The organism is Paenibacillus sp. FSL W8-0439 (assembly GCF_038008995.1).
Lineage (GTDB): Bacteria > Bacillota > Bacilli > Paenibacillales > Paenibacillaceae > Paenibacillus > Paenibacillus polymyxa.
Window position 1 is genome coordinate 4,411,199 of sequence record NZ_JBBPAK010000001.1, and the last position, 18,117, is coordinate 4,429,315.

General features: G+C 47.7%; 15 protein-coding genes. All 15 read right to left on the reverse strand.

Annotation, left to right across the window (positions count from 1 at the left end; genetic code table 11):
- Positions 1-42: 42 nt before the first annotated feature.
- The 15 genes from MKX36_RS18925 to ispG all read right to left on the reverse strand — a co-directional run bounded on the left by MKX36_RS18925 (position 43) and on the right by ispG (position 18,101).
- Positions 43-1,374 carry a LysM peptidoglycan-binding domain-containing protein gene (locus MKX36_RS18925; RefSeq protein ID WP_340865308.1) on the reverse strand — a complete coding sequence of 444 codons (1,332 nt, stop codon included), beginning with the start codon at positions 1,372-1,374 and terminating at the stop codon, positions 43-45.
- A gap of 125 nt (positions 1,375-1,499) precedes the next feature.
- Positions 1,500-2,411 (reverse strand): RluA family pseudouridine synthase, encoded by a 912-nt coding sequence (locus MKX36_RS18930; protein WP_340865309.1) that lies wholly within the window; start codon positions 2,409-2,411, stop codon positions 1,500-1,502.
- Positions 2,408-3,712, reverse strand: a complete 1,305-nt coding sequence (gene hemL, locus MKX36_RS18935; protein ID WP_025365649.1) for a glutamate-1-semialdehyde 2,1-aminomutase — start codon at positions 3,710-3,712, stop codon at positions 2,408-2,410. The genes MKX36_RS18930 and hemL overlap by 4 nt, the downstream gene beginning before the upstream one ends.
- A gap of 31 nt (positions 3,713-3,743) precedes the next feature.
- Positions 3,744-4,742 (reverse strand): porphobilinogen synthase, encoded by a 999-nt coding sequence (gene hemB, locus MKX36_RS18940; protein ID WP_017427414.1) that lies wholly within the window; start codon positions 4,740-4,742, stop codon positions 3,744-3,746.
- Positions 4,743-4,790: 48 nt separating this feature from the next.
- Positions 4,791-6,347 carry a uroporphyrinogen-III C-methyltransferase gene (gene cobA / locus MKX36_RS18945; protein ID WP_290410040.1) on the reverse strand — a complete coding sequence of 519 codons (1,557 nt, stop codon included), beginning with the start codon at positions 6,345-6,347 and terminating at the stop codon, positions 4,791-4,793.
- Between the two features lie 4 nt (positions 6,348-6,351).
- Positions 6,352-7,278 carry a hydroxymethylbilane synthase gene (gene hemC / locus MKX36_RS18950; RefSeq protein WP_340865310.1) on the reverse strand — a complete coding sequence of 309 codons (927 nt, stop codon included), beginning with the start codon at positions 7,276-7,278 and terminating at the stop codon, positions 6,352-6,354.
- Between the two features lies 1 nt (position 7,279).
- Positions 7,280-7,927 (reverse strand): precorrin-2 dehydrogenase/sirohydrochlorin ferrochelatase family protein, encoded by a 648-nt coding sequence (locus tag MKX36_RS18955; RefSeq protein WP_290410042.1) that lies wholly within the window; start codon positions 7,925-7,927, stop codon positions 7,280-7,282.
- A gap of 8 nt (positions 7,928-7,935) precedes the next feature.
- Positions 7,936-8,763, reverse strand: coding sequence for a cytochrome c biogenesis protein CcsA (ccsA, locus tag MKX36_RS18960; RefSeq protein ID WP_340865311.1), 828 nt, complete (start codon positions 8,761-8,763; stop codon positions 7,936-7,938).
- Between the two features lie 16 nt (positions 8,764-8,779).
- Positions 8,780-10,174, reverse strand: a complete 1,395-nt coding sequence (hemA, locus tag MKX36_RS18965) for a glutamyl-tRNA reductase (protein WP_025365653.1) — start codon at positions 10,172-10,174, stop codon at positions 8,780-8,782.
- A gap of 245 nt (positions 10,175-10,419) precedes the next feature.
- Positions 10,420-10,818: an adenosylmethionine decarboxylase gene (gene speD, locus MKX36_RS18970; protein WP_025365654.1), complete on the reverse strand. Its 399-nt coding sequence runs from the start codon at positions 10,816-10,818 to the stop codon at positions 10,420-10,422.
- Between the two features lie 267 nt (positions 10,819-11,085).
- Positions 11,086-11,673: a non-ribosomal peptide synthetase module gene (locus MKX36_RS18975; protein ID WP_340865312.1), complete on the reverse strand. Its 588-nt coding sequence runs from the start codon at positions 11,671-11,673 to the stop codon at positions 11,086-11,088.
- Between the two features lie 287 nt (positions 11,674-11,960).
- Positions 11,961-12,572 carry a ribosome biogenesis GTP-binding protein YihA/YsxC gene (yihA, locus tag MKX36_RS18980; RefSeq protein ID WP_013372691.1) on the reverse strand — a complete coding sequence of 204 codons (612 nt, stop codon included), beginning with the start codon at positions 12,570-12,572 and terminating at the stop codon, positions 11,961-11,963.
- A gap of 18 nt (positions 12,573-12,590) precedes the next feature.
- The gene (lon, locus tag MKX36_RS18985; RefSeq protein ID WP_016818409.1) at positions 12,591-14,927 is read right to left on the reverse strand and encodes an endopeptidase La; all 2,337 of its coding nucleotides are present in this window, start codon (positions 14,925-14,927) and stop codon (positions 12,591-12,593) included.
- A gap of 110 nt (positions 14,928-15,037) precedes the next feature.
- A complete protein-coding gene (lonB, locus tag MKX36_RS18990; RefSeq protein WP_016324658.1) occupies positions 15,038-16,765 on the reverse strand; it encodes an ATP-dependent protease LonB in 1,728 nt (575 codons plus the stop codon).
- Between the two features lie 217 nt (positions 16,766-16,982).
- Complete coding sequence (gene ispG / locus MKX36_RS18995) at positions 16,983-18,101, reverse strand: flavodoxin-dependent (E)-4-hydroxy-3-methylbut-2-enyl-diphosphate synthase (RefSeq protein ID WP_017427410.1); 1,119 nt, start codon at positions 18,099-18,101, stop codon at positions 16,983-16,985.
- Positions 18,102-18,117: the final 16 nt, after the last annotated feature.

An 18,117-nucleotide genomic window follows, 5' to 3' on the forward strand; every position in this document is an offset into this window, starting at 1 on the left:
TTGACGATAGTCAGCACTTCGTCGCATGTTTCAGCAACCGAATCAAGGGATGTACAATACCTGCCCTTCTTCTACATGATGCTCTGCCAATCTATTATACAATTGAAGCTCCCGTGTGCTGAGCTGATAACGGTCTGCTATCGTTTCCAGTGTATCCTCGCGCTGTACAATGCATAACCGCACCTTGCGGAAAGGCGTTTCATCCTGTGTATGGAAAAAAAGATTTTTCCACTTGGCATCCTCACGCTCTTCCTCGGCTTTCTGATCCTGACCTTGCGGTTCATGTTCCAGCTGCTGCTGGTGTTCGGCTTCCTTCACCGAACGGCTGGATTGAAGCAATGATGAGTAGACAACCTGGTCCGGCTCGTCTGCTCCTTCATTCTTTTTACTGTTAAGCGCCACGCGCATCTCTGGCTTTTCCTCAGTAAAGGTATCCTGAACTTCATGGTTTACCTGTTCCGACGCTTCAGGCCTGAAGTCAAAGTCATTCCCCTGACTTGCTTCCAACTGCGGCTCCAAATAAATCTCTGACTCTGTGGCAGAATGGGGCTCCGACAGCAAAGGGTCGTATGCTACATTAGGAGATGCAGAGGATACTTTGGGCTCGTTCCCTTCCGTCCCTGCTTCCTCTTGCTGAAATGCCCACACTTCCGACGCCTCCTGCTCATGCTTAACTTCAGAAGAGCTGTCTTCAACTACTTTTCCCGTCCACGGCTCATAATATCGGTTCGGATCTACTATCGGATCATAAGCTTGATGCTCCAATGATGGCTTCTGTTCCCCTTGATCCTCTGACGACTGTTCCCAGTAAGCTGACTCTTGTTGTGCTGGTACTTTGTATGAAGTTTCCGGGTCTGAAATGTTGTTGTATACCGAGTCTTGGGTAGAATAAGCCTCTTCGTGACGATGCTCTCCAGCGCCGTAAAGAGATGGAGCCGGATGTTCAGGTGCATGCACCACAGTAAATTCCTCATCCAGCCAAACCGCCGTCTCCTCTGCATGCGAGCTTTCCACCCCATGCAAAGAAAGCACCCCTGTAATGTTTAGACTACGTAAAGAGAGCAGGTCCACATCAAAATTTTCAATCTCCACGGAGATATCTTCCAATCTTCCTACCCGGTTAAGCGGAATGGTAATTTCCACAGGGATCAAATGATGAAGCTCGCTCGTGATCTGTTCAGGTGTGCGGTACACGCCCTCCAGCAGCAAATGCCCTCGCAAAGCGGCATGGTCGCCGTGGGTTACAACCTGAATGCGTGGCAGAAGCTCAATTTCCTCCAACTCGGCAATCCCGGCAGCTTCCTCCGTCAAATGAATGCGTTCATAGATATCAAAACGCAAGCCTTGCGGCTGATCATTCTGTTGTTTATTCAAGGATGGCATCCTCCTTTGGGCAGCCTCCGCACATCCTCTGACTCGTGTCAGGCGCACGGAAACTCCATATTGCAAACCGTTTCTAGGTTCAAGTATATGCGCCAAAATAGAAGGCATGCCATCTTTTATAGTTGTTTGTGCAGCTTTTGAAAATCATCCGGCCAAGCATCCTCGACGATAATCGTTTCGCCGCTCAGCGGATGACAGAAGGTGAGCCGCTCTCCGTGAAGGGCCTGTCTGCCAAAATCAGCAGCACGACCGCCGTATAATACGTCCCCAAGTAAAGGATAGCCAGCATGACTAAGATGTACGCGTATCTGGTGCGTCCGACCTGTCTCCAGCGTCAGATACACGAGACTGACCGCAGCCGAACCACTCCCCCATACTTCGCCAACTTCCACATGGGTAACCGCCTTCTGTCCAGTTGGGGATACACGGCGGCGCTGTTTATGATGCCTATCCTTGCCAATCGGCCAATCCAACGTCCGCAGCGATGGAGGTACTTTCCCTCGTACCAAAGCTACATAACGACGACCGATGTCCTTAGCTCGCATTTGTTCGTCCAGCTTGAGCAACGCAAATTCATTTTTGGCATATAGCACCGGGCCTGTCGTGTCCACATCCAGACGATGTACATGCCGTACTGCTGTATGAATGTCGTTGATTTCATAATAGGATGCGACAGCATGATCCAATGTTAGCGGACCATCCTTTACACCACCGTCTGGATGGACCGCCATCCCCGCTGGTTTGTGTACAACCAAGCAAAAATCATCCTCGTATAGTATCTTCAAATCATACCAACGTGGGATGACGTCGAGGTCCACTACAGGAAAAAGGGCCAGCCGCAGCCGGTCCCCTGTAAGTTCAATCCCTTTTTCATGCCGTAGCCTGCGCCACAGCTTGTCCGGTAATCCCAGACGATTCAACAACCAGCGATCCACAGCTTCAGCGCGATTTTCATCAGTTGCAATTTCTGGCCCTGGTGTGACTTCCAGCCACGGTCCTCTTCTTTTCCAGCTGCCTTTCCAACTCATAGACGTTTGAGCGCGCGATAGTTCGCTTCAATGGTCGCATCAATATCCTCAACTGTATGCACACCTGATACGAACATGCCCTCAAATTGAGATGGAGCTACACTAACGCCCTCATTGACCATTTCAGTAAAGTAACGACGGAAGTGGTCCTGATTACTCGTTTTAGCAGTGTCAAAATTGACAACCTTCTCGTCTGTGAAGAACGGACACACCATAGAACCGACACGGTTAATCGTGACAGGAATCCCCAGCTCTCGCGCGTTACGTTCGAATCCGGCTTGAAGCCGTGCTGCCCGCTCTTCCAGACGATCATATACTTCCGGTGTCAGCAATTTTAGCGTCGAATAACCTGCTGCCATAGCCAGCGGATTTCCGCTCAGCGTACCCGCTTGATAGATCGGGCCAGATGGTGCAATTTGCTCTAGAATGTCGCGACGGCCGCCATATGCACCTACAGGTAGGCCACCACCAATCACTTTGCCCAGACACGTAAGATCCGGCGTCACACCAAAGCGCCCTTGAGCAGAATGAAGTCCTACCCGGAATCCAGTCATCACTTCATCAAAAATCAGCAGACTTCCGTACTGTCGGGTTACCTCACGCAAACCTTCCAAAAATCCAGGCTGTGGCGGTACAACACCCATATTGCCGGCTACTGGCTCGACAATAATCGCAGCAATCTCTTCGCCAAATTTCTCAAAAGCCAGCTTCACCGACGCCAAATCATTATAAGGGACAGTGATTGTATGTGTGGCCACGACTTCAGGTACACCCGGACTATCAGGTAGACCTAGGGTCGCAACACCAGAGCCCGCTTTAATCAGCAAGCTGTCTGCATGACCGTGATAAGAACCTTCAAATTTAAGGATTTTACTGCGTTTCGTAAATCCACGCGCGAGTCGGATCGCACTCATTGTTGCCTCGGTTCCCGAGTTGACCATTCGAACAATGTCCATAGAAGGAACACGCTCACATACGAGCTTGGCCATTTCCGTTTCCGCAAGCGTTGGGGCTCCGAAGCTGGTTCCTTTTACAACAGCAGCCTGTAAGGCTTTAACCACTTCAGGGTGCGCATGACCCATAATAAGCGGTCCCCACGAACATACATAGTCTATATAGGATTGACCGTCGATATCATATACACGTGATCCTTCCCCACGATCAATATATACCGGTGTTATACCCACGGATTTAAAAGCTCGAACCGGACTGTTTACGCCACCCGGAATATATTGTTTTGCCTCATCAAAGGCTGCTTTGGAACGCGTATCCTTGCGTACCGTTCGTTGTTCGTCGATCATTCTAATCACTCCTGTCTTCTGAAAAATACACTTATTGCTTCAACCATCTTGCCGCATCCTTGGCAGAATAGGTAATAATCATATCTGCACCGGCACGCTTCATGCTTGTCAGAATCTCCAGCACCATCGCTTTTTCATCAATCCAGCCTTGGAGGGCTGCCGCTTTGACCATTGCATATTCACCACTGACATTGTAAGCCACCATAGGCAAATCAAATTGGTCCTTAATGGTGCGCATTACATCCAGATAAGAAAGAGAAGGCTTCACCATCAGCATGTCTGCACCCTCCATCACGTCAGACTCCGCTTCCCGCAACGCCTCACGTGCATTGGCAGGGTCCATCTGATAGGATTTGCGGTCACCAAACTGCGGCGCAGAATCAGCAGCTTCACGGAAAGGACCATAAAAAGCAGACGCATATTTGACGGAATACGACATAATCGGAATATGTGAAAAACCTTCCAGATCGAGTCCCTGCCGAATCGCCTGTACAAAACCGTCCATCATATTAGAAGGAGCGATAATATCTGCACCGGCTCTGGCCTGAGAAACGGCTGTGCGTACCAGCACCTCCAGAGATTCATCATTCAATACTTCACCGCACACTTCACCATCATGCTCATGCATGTGTACCATACCGCAGTGTCCATGGTCCGTAAACTCACACAAACAAGTGTCTGCCACGACCAGCAGTTCGGGATAACGCGATTTGATCAAACGAGTAGCTTCCTGAACAATACCGTTGTCCACAAAAGCTGAAGTCCCTACACTGTCTTTGGTTTCTGGTATGCCAAACAGGAGCACAGCAGGAATGCCAAGCTCACTAATTTCTTTCAGTTCTTCCTCCAGCCGATCCAGAGAAAAACGGTATACACCTGGCATGGAGCTAATCTCCTGTTTCACTCCAGTACCAAATGTTACGTAGATCGGTTGGATGAAATCAGACGGATTCAAAACCGTTTCACGCACCATGCTGCGGATGGCAGCTGACTGACGCAAACGACGATGTCTGGTAAAAGGGACACTCATAATTACAAACCTCCATTTTTTTATACATTCATTTGTAAAAATTAAAATTTATAATGTCATAACCGTACTTGATTGTTTCCAGTCACATAGCGATTGAATTAGACTTTCAATGGTCGCCTTCTCTGACATCAAACTGACAGTCAATCCGGCTTGGGTTGCTGTCTCACCAGTCAAGGGGCCGATCACAGCGATCGTAACTCCCTCCAGCAGCGATACTGGATCACTGATCCCCATTTGTCTGAGGGCTTCCAAGAAAAAGGTTACGGTTGAGGAACTGGTAAACGTAATCGCGTGAATGGCACGCTCCTCCAGCAGCTTGAGAAGTTCATCATCCTGTGTGTTGGCAGCCAATACCGTTTGATACAAATCAGCCTCGGTCACATGAAGTCCCATCTCCCTCAGCTGATCCGGCAACCAGGAGCGAGCGAGATCACCTCTTGGCAGAAATACGCTTTGTCCTGCCTGCAAATCCTGTTCAAACGCCTCAAGCAATCCCTCTGCCTGAAAAGGTCCTTCGATCTGTTCTGCTACAATTCCGTGTTTTCGAAGTGCGACTGCTGTAGCTGGTCCGACTGCGGCAATACGAGCTTTGTATAGCGCACGTACATCCTTGCCCTGTTCCTTTAAATGAGTGAAAAAGTATTCCACTCCGTTAACGCTGGTAAAAAACACCCAGTCATATTCAGGAAGTCGCGCAAACGCCTCTTTGATTTTCTGTTTTGCCTGCTCGTCCGAAGGGACGACGGTCTGGATAACTGGGAACTCATAAGGTTCGCCGCCAAGCTCCTCAATCCGGTGAACCAGACTGCTGGCCTGCGCGCGTGCGCGAGTAACCAAAATTCGCTTCCCAAACAAAGGCATATCCTCTGCCCATTTTAACTGTTCACGCTGATTGACCACTTCTCCGACAACGATGACGGCGGGCGGTTGAAAATTCGCTGCCTTCACCTTGGCTTCAATATCCGCCAGCGTACCCACTAGCGTATCTTGCTCGGCGCGGGTCCCCCAACGGATCAAAGCAACTGGAGTATCGGACGGCTTACCATGCTTTATCAGCTGATCACTGATATAGCCGATCTTCGCTACACCCATCATAAAGATCAGTGTACCCGTTGCGTTCGTTACTTTATCCCAATGAATACTTTTATCTAGTTTATCAGGACTTTCATGACCTGTAATGATAGACAGCGACGAGGCCATCTCCCGATGCGTAACAGGAATGCCTGCATAGGCAGGCACGCTGATGGCTGATGTGATGCCAGGTATGATTTCATAGGAAATACCGTGTTTACGTAGTAGCCCGGCTTCCTCGCCGACTCGCCCAAAAATAGTGGGGTCTCCCCCTTTGAGCCGGACGACTGTCTTTCCTTCCAAGGCTAAATCCACCAGCAGCTGATTAATTTCCTCTTGCTTCATGGTGTGACGATCTGGCAGTTTGCCGACATATATTTTTTGGGCCCCTGGCTTCATCAGCCCCAAGAGGCGAGGGCTTGCCAGTCTGTCATACACAATGACATCGCCCAGTTGAATGCACTCCCAACCCTTGACCGTAATTAATCTTGCATCTCCGGGTCCTGCACCTACTAAATATACCTTTCCCACCATTCCATTATCCCCTCACCTGCGCCAGAATCTGTTCCGCTCCTTTGGCTATCAAACTGGCCGCCACCGCTTCTCCCAGCTTCTGCGGATCATTTCCCTGGAGCGTTTCCTTCAAAATAACCTCGCCATCTGGCGAACCTACCATCCCTGTGAGGCTGATTTCTTGACCAGCCCAAACCGCATGAGCTCCGATTGGCACTTGGCATCCCCCATTTAACACACCCAGAAAGGTTCGCTCAGCCGCAACCGTAGCCGAGGTATCCTGGTGGTTGTAGAGTTTCAACAACGCCAATAGCTCTTCATCGCTCGCACGGCATTCAATACCGAGCGCTCCCTGTCCTACTGCCGGTAAGCATGCCTCCTCTGGTATATAGGACGTAATGCGGTCTTTCCAGCCCATCCGGTGCAAACCAGCTGCTGCCAAAATGATGGCGTCAAAACCTTCCGTCTCCAGCTTTTTCAGACGGGAATCAATATTGCCACGTACTGGCTCTAATTGTAGATCAGGTCGCATGAACTTGATTTGACTGGCTCTGCGCAAGCTGCTTGTGCCTACCTTCGCTCCTGGAGGCAAATCCTCCAGACTCTTGGCGCCCAATGTGATCAGGCAATCGCGTGGGTCCTCACGGCGCGGCACAGCGCCATTGACAAGACCTTCTGGCAATTCGGACGGCATATCCTTCATACTATGTACTGCCATATCAATCTCACCAGCCAGCATGGCCTGTTCAATCTCTTTGACAAAAAGTCCTTTGCCACCCACTTTGGACAAGGTTACATCTAATATTCGATCACCCTTGGTCAGGATTTTCTTCACGACAAATTGTAAATCCAATCCATGCTCCGCGCACAGTGCATTCAAATCCTCAATGACATGCCCGGTCTGAGTTAACGCCAGAGCGCTCTGTCTGCTGCCTACCACAATTGTTCGCATGTTATTCCTCCTGATTTTGCGCAATCCATAGATCTATTTCTTTTTCGGTCCAAGCCATAAATTCATGACGTCGTATCTGTTCCAAAATTCCGCTACTCGCCAAGCGTCTTAATAGTTTGGTCCTTTGTTGTGGGGAACTTATCTTGCGTTTGATGACCTGTCGCATATCGTGCATGAAATCCAGATAAGGCTCGTATTCGCTACCGAACAACGTATCCAGGGCTGATGTAATATCAGCGGTCACAGCGGGGCCTGCCCCTTCGGTGGAAATACTAATCGTCAGTCTCCCTCGTCGGATGATGCCCGGCGTTATAAAATCTCCCTCTTCCGAGCGATCCGCCACATTTACCAGTATACCCCTTTGTCTGGCCTCATGCGCAACCTTATTATTCACTTCTCTCTGGTTCGTAGCGGCATATACAAGAAAGGCTCCCTGGAGGTCACCCTCGCGATATACGCGATTTACCCAGTGGAGCTGCTTGTGATCGGCCAGGATCTGCAAATCCGGCGTTATATTCGGGCTAATGACGGTAATGGATGCCCCACTTTCCATCAACCCCTTAACCTTTCGTTCCGCAATCCTGCCGCCGCCTACAACACAACAGAGCTTATTGTTACAATCCAACGAAATCGGGACAAAATGCTGCAAATGGCTTTTCACTCCCCCGTCCACTGATGAAATACAGACCAGGAATTCAGCAAGAAATTAAGAATGAGTAGCGTGTAGCCAACCAAAGACCACTTTGCCATGACCAGGCCAGAACGCTGGTTCAATCTTTTGCTCACTAAAAATACAACATACACGCATAAGGCAATCGCTGTCATCAGCACTTTGGTATCTAGCAAAAGACGCCAGCGTTCCTCGGCAATAATAGAAATAACAGCAACAACAATAGAAACTCCCAGCAAAGGAGTACCAATTAAAAGCGCCATATGTGTATACCGATCCATCATTTCCAGACTCGGCAGGCGCTTGATCGTGTCATTCCATTTCTTGACTTTCAATTTACGATGCAAAAACAGATACAACCCCGAAAATACAGCCGCTACCGTCATCGCGACAAAGCCAAGATTAGCCAGCGCAATATGAATCAGAAGCAGCCCATGTACGGTATGCCAATTTCCAAGCGGGTTGTCGATCGGCTCCATCCAAATATTGTTGAGCACAAGAACAGCAAAACTAATGATATTAAGCAGCAACACCGCAAATTCCGATCGCTGATAACGTGACAGAATCAAAGAAATCAGTACCAGGATAAATGAGAACAGAAACAGAAAGTCGTAGGTCACAAAAATAGGAAGATGCCCTTCATTCCAGGTTCGCATTCCCATAAAAACAAGCTGGAGCATTACAACGACAATAAGAAGCCCTGTACCTGTCCGTTTAGCATTCGCATTGCGACGAATTCCATCCGAAAATACAAACAGAAGGCTCAGGGCAAAAACATAAATCATTGAATCATATATAAGCATGCCTGAGGCCACGTCTGTTCACCCACCTTTACAGGCTGGCCGGCGCAAACGACGCTGGCAAAGCCTGAGCCTGACCGGTTTTTCCATGAACACCAGCCTCCGGTTTTATTAACGCAGATGCATCGCTTTTATCTACTTTCTGAGCGGCGTCCTCCAAACGATCCTCCAGAGCAAAAATGTGGCTAAACATGTCTAGCGCCTCATTTCCCTGCTTTTGGACAGCCAGTTCCTTAACCCGATTGATCGGATCATGCATCATCTGATTCAGCATACTCTTCGTCAAACGGCTTATCACTTTACGCTGCCGTTCATCCAGCTCGGGAAGCTTGTTATACAAGCTTTCCAGCGTATCCTGATGTATAGACTCCGATTTTTCCTGTAATGCACGAATCACCGGACGCACTCCCATCGTTTTCAACCATTGATAAAACTCGCTAAGCTCATCTTCAATCATATGCTCGATTTTTGCAGCTTCAGTACGACGCATTTCCAGATTGCTCTCCACGATCCCTTCCAGATCATCAATGTCATATAGGAAAACATTCTGCAATTCGCCAATAGCTGGGTCCAAATCGCGTGGAACCGCGATATCAATCATAAACAAAGGACGAGACTGACGACGTTTCATACTGGCTTCGACACGATTGCGATCTAGAATATATCCCTGAGCACCAGTCGAGCTAATCACAATATCCACATCCGCCAACCGTTTCATACCTTCCTCCATCGTAACTGGCGTTCCGTTAAACTTGGAGGCCAGATCCTCGGCGCGGGACAAAGTTCGATTTGCTACAATAACCTCGGCAGCTCCGCCGCTGTACAAATGCTTAACGGTAAGCTCGCTCATTTTACCGGCACCGAGAATCAGTACCTTTTTATCCGTAAACATCCCGAAAATCCGTTTGCCCAGCTCAACGGCTGCATAGCTAACAGATACGGCGCTTTCTCCAATAGACGTCTCCGAATGGGCACGCTTGCCCAATGTGACGGCCTGCTTAAACAACATATTAAACCACGTTGCTGTAATTTTTTGAGATTGAGCCTGAAGAAAAGCATTCTTTACCTGTCCCAAAATTTGTGTTTCTCCGATGACCATAGAATCCAGACCACAAGTCACACGGAACAAATGCCGAATTGCCTGCTCGTCCTCATATATATATAAATGTTGTGTAAACTGATCACGAGGAATACCAAACCATTGTTCCATAAAACTGCGTATAAAATAACCGCACATGTGAAGGCGGTCAACCACAACATATATTTCAGTCCGATTGCAGGTTGCGACAACTACGCCCTCCAACACACTTTTGGTAAGTTTGAGTTGTTCCAGCGCTTTTGGCAAATCCTGTTCTGCAAATGTAAACCGCTCTCTGACTTCCACAGGCGCCGTACGATAATTCAACCCAACAACGACGATGTGCATTGTAAAATTCACCTGCCTAAACTGTAATAAGAATACTCACTGTTATCATAAACTATGTTAATTATATCACAGAAGTCCGAATCTCCTTCGGCTGTTTTATGAATTGTTTATGAAAATTGGATGGCTTTCATAAACATCCAGCACGTTCTGTATATTTAGTTTAGTGTAAACCACTTTTAAAACAAATAACCATGGAAATGTTCCATGGTTATGATATAGGACGCACACGGCTCCATAAAGGAGATTTACACCAACTCAGCCAGCTTGCACTCCGGGGATTCCACCTGAAGTTCTCCCAAGCCGCGAATCAGCTTCTTCGCATATGTTTTTTTCGGTTTTAGAACGGATACCAGGTAATCAATAGCTAACTGCGGATCAACAGTCTCACCGCAAGTATAACAATCAATAGCGGCAAACCCTCTCTCAGGATACGTATGAATAGAGAGATGACTTTCCGACAACAGTACAAGCACGGTAGCTCCCTGTGGTTCGAATTGCTTGGATTGAACGGACATCACCGTTGCTCCGCAAGCTTCAGCAGCTTCAACTAATTGAGCCTCCAGAAACTGCGCATCATTCAGTAATTCAAACTCAACACCCCAAGTATCTACGGCAACGTGTCTTCCGAAAGTTGAGTATTCCAATTCCATCTTTCGGTTCCCCCTTCCTAGGAATAAAATGTTCGAAAAAAAAATTTCATCCGCTAGGACCTACGTCATTCACTTCCCGAGGGATAACCTCTCGCAACATTCAATGTCCTGAGTGAATCCTGGTTCCTATATTCATTTTCAACGAGATTAAAAATAACATCTATGTGCAGCAAATGCAATCATTTTTTTGGAATAAAAAAGCCCCTTTCGGTAAAGAAAGGGACTACACTGTATAACAATTCATTCCATATATTCAGCCTCTTAAGCTTCCAGGGCAAATAATTTGGAGCAACTCATCCGAAGCTTGTGGTCAATCTGTTCCAGCTCAGAGAAAGTACGCGCCAGATTCCGCTCATCAAGTAACGAATTAATGAGATTGTATGCATCTGCTATTTCCTTTTCGACGTTCTGATGTTGAAAAAGCTGTTGCAGCTCTTGCACTGTATTTCTATATTCAAACACCAGCCTGGAGCCTTCTGCATTCTTTTCCATAATTCTGCGAACCGCACCTTCATTATAAAAATACACCATAGTGAATCCTTGATACATGCGGTAAACAATACCTTCACCCTTAAAACGAACAAATAGTTGGCGTATAAACAGGGTTAGCTGTGGATGAACTAAGCGGCAAGTTAATTCACAGACAAACGCTCCCTCTTTGGCTTCAAAAAATAAATGAACTTCCTCACCTGCAATATGCTCCAGAACGATTTCCTGTCTTCCGTTATCCAGAACTTTAATGCGGTAATGCACCTGAGGATCATTCACTGCCTGTAAAAATTCGTCCATTTGGGTTTCTGACAAGGTCAAAGTGGTTTTTACATACTCTGTGGCTAACCGCTGTGCCATACCAATCTCCTCAATTCTTTCCTCAAACCTGTAGTGTAAGCTTTATGCTTTATTATACATCAGACCCGCAGCGCTTTCTTGCGCATCAAATCATAAATATCCGGCATTCATCGGAAATAAACGGAAAATAACGGAGTCGCAGCTGCATTATCCACCATATGCTCACTTTTATGCTTAAATCCCACGATTTCCTTTGTTTATTATATATTATTCCTACCCATTTAATAAGTTTAATGTTTTTAATCCAACATCACGAAAAAAAGGCGTCCTTCAGGACGCCCCTAACCTTACAATTCCGTCTGCTCTTCGTCGTCATTCTCGATATAGCTGGAGATGACCGACCACAGCTCTTCCTTGCCCATGCCTTCTTCGGATGAAAAGGGGATAAACAAACCCCCGGGAAGTATTCCGAGTTCCTGCTTGATTACCTTATAGTGCTTTTCTCGCCGTGTTTTAGGGATTTTATCTGCTTTTGTGCCTACAACACAGACCGGAAGCCCATTATGACGCAACCAGTCGTACATCATGATATCATCCTTGGACGGTGGGTGGCGCAAATCTACCATTTGAAGCACCAGTTTAAGCGGCTCACGTTCCAGCAAATAAGACTCAATCATCTGCCCCCAAGCCTTGCGAGACGTTTTGGATACCTTAGCATAACCGTAACCGGGAAAATCCACAAAATAGAGCTCATCATTGATCCGGTAATAATTGAGTTGCTGGGTTTTACCTGGCGTAGAACTGGTACGCGCCAAATTTTTACGGTTAATCATCCGATTAATCAGTGATGATTTTCCAACATTGGAGCGCCCCGCCAGAGCAATCTCTGGCAAAGCGTCCACAGGAAACTGATCCGGGCCAACCGCACTGATTATAAATTCTGCTTTTGTTACTTTCATTGTGTCTTTAATTCCTCTCTAATGTACCCTTGCCTGCTCAACCAAAGCATGCTTTAACACCTGATCCATATGGGCAACGGGGACAAATTCAACATCCTGCCGGATACTGTCGGGAATATCCTTCAAATCCCGTTCATTATCTTTGGGAAGCAGAATTTTTTTGTAGCCTGCCCGATGGGCAGCCAGCGACTTTTCTTTCAAACCGCCAATCGGCAATACGCGACCGCGCAAGGTAATTTCGCCCGTCATCGCTACATCCTTGGATACATGACGGTTGGTTAAAGCGGAAATTAATGCGGTAGCAATCGTAATTCCGGCAGATGGGCCATCCTTTGGTATCGCTCCCTCAGGAATATGAATGTGGATATCATTTTTCTCATAGAAGTCCAGTTCAATGCCCAGATCGACTGCCTTGGAACGAGTGTAGCTGAATGCCGCCTGCGCGGATTCTTTCATAACGTCTCCCAGTTTACCCGTAAGAATCAGTTTCCCGCTACCAGGCACGACCGTCACTTCAATCATCAGTGTTTCACCACCGACCTCGGTCCATGCCAAGCCTGTAACCGTACCGATCTGATCCTCCAGTTCTGCTACACCGTAACGGAATTTGGCGATACCCAAATAATCTTTCAAATTATCCGGTGTGATTTGAATCGGTCCTTCACCACCGGAAACAACTGACTTCGCTGCCTTGCGACACAGAGAAGCCATTTGCTGTTCAAGATTCCGCACACCGGATTCACGGGTATATTCGCGAATGACACGCAGCAGCGTATCCTCCCCAATAACCAATTGTTCCTCTCCCAAGCCATGCTCTCTCTTCTGCTTAGGCAATAGATATCGATTGGCGATTTCCAGCTTCTCCAGTTCGGTGTAGCCGGGAATATAGAGCGTCTCCATACGATCCATCAGCGGACGTGGGATATTATGTGCAGCATTGGCTGTCGTAACAAACATCACGTTGGACAGATCAAACGGCAACTCAACAAAATGGTCACTGAACGTGTTGTTTTGCTCAGGATCAAGCACTTCGAGCAACGCCGCCGATGGATCGCCTCGGAAATCGGAGGCCATTTTATCAATCTCATCCAGCAAAAAGACTGGATTAGATGTTCCTGCGGTCTTCATTCCCTGAATAATCCGCCCCGGCATCGCGCCAACATAGGTCCGGCGGTGACCACGGATTTCTGCTTCATCGCGCACACCACCGAGAGAGATGCGGACAAATTCCCGGCCCATGGATTTGGCAATCGAGCGAGCCAGTGAGGTCTTGCCGACCCCTGGCGGACCTACGAGACACAGAATGGGTCCCTTAATGGTCTTCACCAGTTTGCGCACGGCCAAATACTCCAACACCCGCTCCTTGGGCTTATCCAGCCCATAGTGGTCGTTATCGAGTATTTCTTCTGCTTTGACGATATCAAGATCATCATCGGTGAACTTGTTCCACGGCAAGCTTAACAGCCAATCGACGTAATTGCGGATGACACCACCCTCGGCAGAGCTTGCTGGCATTTTTTCCAGACGGTCAATTTCCTTTTCGACCTTCTCTTTCACCGGAACAGGCAACTCTCGTTCACTTAGCTGGTTGCGTAGTTCTTCAACTTCTCCTGCGCGACCTTCCTTCTCACCAAGTTCCTTCTGAATCGCCTTCATTTGTTCACGCAGATAATACTCCTTCTGCGTCTTTTCCATCTGCTTTTTCACACGCTGGTTGATTTTACGTTCCAGTTCCAGCACTTCACGTTCATTGTTCAAAATATCTAGGAGCTTCTCCAGACGCTGAGTTACGTCGATCGTCTCCAATATATCCTGCTTTTCCTTAATTTTGAGCGTCAAATGGCTTGTGATTACATCAGCCAGTCGCCCTGGCTCCTCAATATCAGATACCGCAGCGAGAGTCTCCGGTGTTACCTTTTTGGACAAATTGATATAATGCTCGAACTGAGTTAATACAGTGCGCATAAGCGCATCCGTTTCAGGCTGTACGTTTTCTGCCTCGTGCAGTTCCTTCGCCATTACCTCATAATATTCTTCATTGTCCGTATATTGAATAATCTCAGCGCGTTCCAGCCCTTCCACCAATACTCGAATGGTTCCGTTGGGAAGCTTGAGCATTTGGCGTACTTTGGCTACCGTGCCGACTCGAAAAATATCCTCTTGTGTGGGTTCTTCAATATTAACTTCTGATTGAGAACACAGGAGAATCAAATTGTCTTCAACCATCGCTTTTTCCAAAGCCTTGACCGATTTTTCCCGGCCCACATCGAGATGCAGAACCATGCTCGGGTAAACCAGAAGTCCTCTTAAAGGCAGCAAAGGAAAACGACGACCTTTTGTCTTGGTGGGTCCCATCGCTTTCGCACCTCCAGTGATTCTCAGGTTCCGGATTTTACAATCCTCACGTTGCTATCTTTCATATTTTATCAAATGTTTTATAAAAAAACCAATGAAAGACTAGTTCATTAGCAAGATCCCGTATCTGAAATCGTCCCATTATGTGTTCCATCTGCCTGTAACAAGGAAGATTGAGATGGGCGAAAAGTCTCAATTGGCGCATGTACAGGCGCATCCGTGGTCATCTCTTCTCCAAACACATGACGGAACACTTCGGTAACCGACTGTACAGGGATGACTTTTAGTCCCTCAATGCTGTCAAATAGAGCTTGCCAGTTATCCTGCGGAATGATCACTTTTTTGGCACCAGCCTGAAAAGCAGCTTCGACCTTGGCTAATACGCCGCCAATCGGCTTGACTCGACCATGGATGCTAATCTCGCCAGTCATGGCAATTTCATGATCCACCGGAATTCCCCGCATCGCGGAGGCAATAGCTGTTGCCATCGCAATCCCTGCCGACGGACCATCTACTGGCGTCCCCCCGGGAAAATTGATATGCAGATCGTAATTGGACGGAGACAAACCGAGCGTACGCAAAACAGTCAGAACATTTTCCACAGAGCCTTTAGCCATGCTCTTACGACGCAGTGTACGAGAGTTACCTCCGATCTCTTCTTCATCCACAACACCCGTAATATTATAACTTCCCTTTCCTTCAGGAACCGGAACCGCAGTAACCTCAATTTCCAGCAGCATGCCCATGTTCGGACCGTATACAGCTAATCCGTTAACGAATCCGATTTGCGGCAAGCCCGGTATTTTTCGATCAGGACGAGGTTGAATTTGGCTGCTACCCGCTACCCATTCTACATCCGAAGCATCGAGTCGTTCCCTTTTCTCGGTAAGCGCCAAACCAGCAGCAAGCTGGATCATATTGACTGCCTCCCGGCCGTTGGTCGCATAACGCTGTACAACCTCAACTGCCTCTGGACAAGGACCAAAGCCCAACTTGTGTACAGCATCTTCAGCAATACGAGCAATCTCCTGAGGTTGCAGGGCACGGAAATAAATTTCCATACACCGGGATCGAATAGCAGGTGGCAGCTCATGCGGCGAACGTGTCGTCGCACCTACCAAACGGAAATCCGCAGGCAAACCATTTTGGAAAATATCGTGAATGTAAGCAGGCGTATGCGAGTCTTCTGAATTGTAATATGCACTTTCCAAAAATACCTTCCGATCCTCCAGCACTTTCAACAGCTTATTCATCTGCGTTGGATGCAGCTCGCCAATCTCATCAATGAACAGCATCCCTCCATGAGCCTTCGTTACAGCTCCGGGTTTAGGTTGAGGGATACCCGCTACACCCATCGCTCCTGCCCCTTGATAGATTGGATCATGTACTGAACCAATTAACGGGTCCGCAATACCACGTTCGTCAAAACGGGCCGTTGTGGCATCAATCTCCGTGAATTTAGCATCCCCCTTGAACGGGGAGGACTGATTCTTCTTAGCCTCTTCCAGTACCACACGTGCTGCAGCCGTTTTCCCTACACCAGGAGGGCCATAAATAATGACATGCTGCGGATTTGCACTGCATAACGCCGCTTTGAGCGCTCGCAGACCGTCCTTCTGACCGACGATATCCTGTAACGTGGCAGGTCGCGTGCGTTCAGCCAGCGGCTTAGTAAGTGAAATAGAGCGCAATTTGCGCAACTTATCCAATTCCTTCCTAGATTCCCGATCCACCGCACTACGGTTCGTTTTCTGGCTCCGCAGAAGATTCCAGAAATACAGACCAATGACAATCCCGAAAAACATTTGCACCAATAACAATATCATAGTCAAGTCCATCGTATTTCCTCCGTTTCTCATCTCAGCAATTTGAAAATGCTGTTCTATGAAAGACAGTATTTCCTTTTCCACGAGAGCTAAACGGCTGTCTTTCAAAAGATCAGAGAGAAATACAAAAACGCCGCGAAAAACAGTTCTGTAGCAGAGCTGCTCTCCACGGCGCTTATACAATGACCATAGTTTATGATTATACCTGTTTTAAAATAACCGCTTTTGCCTACACCTTCTCGGCAGTGTGACGCTCTTCACGTCCCGGTATTTTACCTGTTTCCTCATAAGCCTTGACGATGATATCAATTTCTTTTTTCAATTCGTCAACCATTTCAGCCTCAGGGACTTTGCGAATCATCTTTCCATAACGGAACAATAGACCTTCTCCACGTGCTCCGGCAATTCCGATATCAGCTTCCTTCGCTTCACCCGGACCGTTAACTGCACACCCCAGTACGGATACTTTAATCGGCACCTTGAGTTTTGCAATGTAATCCTCTACTTCGTTCGCAATAGAGAACAGATCAATATCCAGACGCCCGCAAGTCGGACAAGAAATCAATGTAGCTGCATTCGTGATCAACCCAAACGTTTTGAGCAACTCCCGTGCTACCTTCACTTCTTCGACTGGATCGGCACTTAGCGAGATACGCATGGTGGATCCGATACCAGCTGCCAACAGTGCTCCCATACCCGCTGCGCTTTTAACCGTTCCAGTAAAGAGTGTACCGGCTTCGGTGATGCCCAAATGGAGGGGATACTTAATAATTTCAGCTGCCTTCGTGTAAGCCGCAATCGCCATTGGAACGTCAGAAGCCTTCAGTGATACGATAATATCATGGAAATCAAGCTCTTCGAGTATCCCGATATGGTACAGTGCACTTTCTACCATCGCTTCTGGCGTCGGGTAGCCATACTTATCCAGTAAATGCTGTTCCAATGATCCGGCGTTCACACCAATCCGAATCGGAATCCCTTTTTCTTTACACGCCTTAACGACTGCTTCCACTTTTTCACGTCGTCCAATGTTCCCTGGGTTAATACGAACCTTGTCAATCCCATTTTCAATCGCCAGTAGAGCCAGCTTGTGATTAAAGTGAATATCTGCAACCAGCGGAATATGAATCCGCTTCTTAATTTCCTTAATAGCTGCGGCAGCTTCCTCATTGTTGACGGTAACCCGCACTATCTGACATCCGGCTTCTTCCAAGCGTAGAATCTCAGCTACTGTAGCTTCCACATCTGCCGTTTTGGTTGTACACATGCTTTGGATGATGACTTCATTGCTGCCGCCAATCGTCAGATTCCCGACTTTAACGGGACGTGTGTCTTGTCTTAAGAACATGTACTTTTCTCTCCCA

Bases quoted from the DNA above. Each gene is read 5' to 3' on its own strand.
- MKX36_RS18975 (WP_340865312.1), bottom strand. From the start codon at position 11,673: ATGGCACAGCGGTTAGCCACAGAGTATGTAAAAACCACTTTGACCTTG.
- MKX36_RS18930 (WP_340865309.1), bottom strand. From the start codon at position 2,411: ATGAGTTGGAAAGGCAGCTGGAAAAGAAGAGGACCGTGGCTGGAAGTC.
- cobA (WP_290410040.1), bottom strand. From the start codon at position 6,347: ATGGTGGGAAAGGTATATTTAGTAGGTGCAGGACCCGGAGATGCAAGA.
- hemC (WP_340865310.1), bottom strand. From the start codon at position 7,278: ATGCGAACAATTGTGGTAGGCAGCAGACAGAGCGCTCTGGCGTTAACT.
- lonB (WP_016324658.1), bottom strand. From the start codon at position 16,765: ATGGACTTGACTATGATATTGTTATTGGTGCAAATGTTTTTCGGGATT.
- hemA (WP_025365653.1), bottom strand. From the start codon at position 10,174: ATGCACATCGTCGTTGTTGGGTTGAATTATCGTACGGCGCCTGTGGAA.
- lon (WP_016818409.1), bottom strand. From the start codon at position 14,927: ATGGGACCCACCAAGACAAAAGGTCGTCGTTTTCCTTTGCTGCCTTTA.
- hemB (WP_017427414.1), bottom strand. From the start codon at position 4,742: ATGAGTGTCCCTTTTACCAGACATCGTCGTTTGCGTCAGTCAGCTGCC.
- yihA (WP_013372691.1), bottom strand. From the start codon at position 12,572: ATGAAAGTAACAAAAGCAGAATTTATAATCAGTGCGGTTGGCCCGGAT.
- hemL (WP_025365649.1), bottom strand. From the start codon at position 3,712: ATGATCGACGAACAACGAACGGTACGCAAGGATACGCGTTCCAAAGCA.
- ispG (WP_017427410.1), bottom strand. From the start codon at position 18,101: ATGTTCTTAAGACAAGACACACGTCCCGTTAAAGTCGGGAATCTGACG.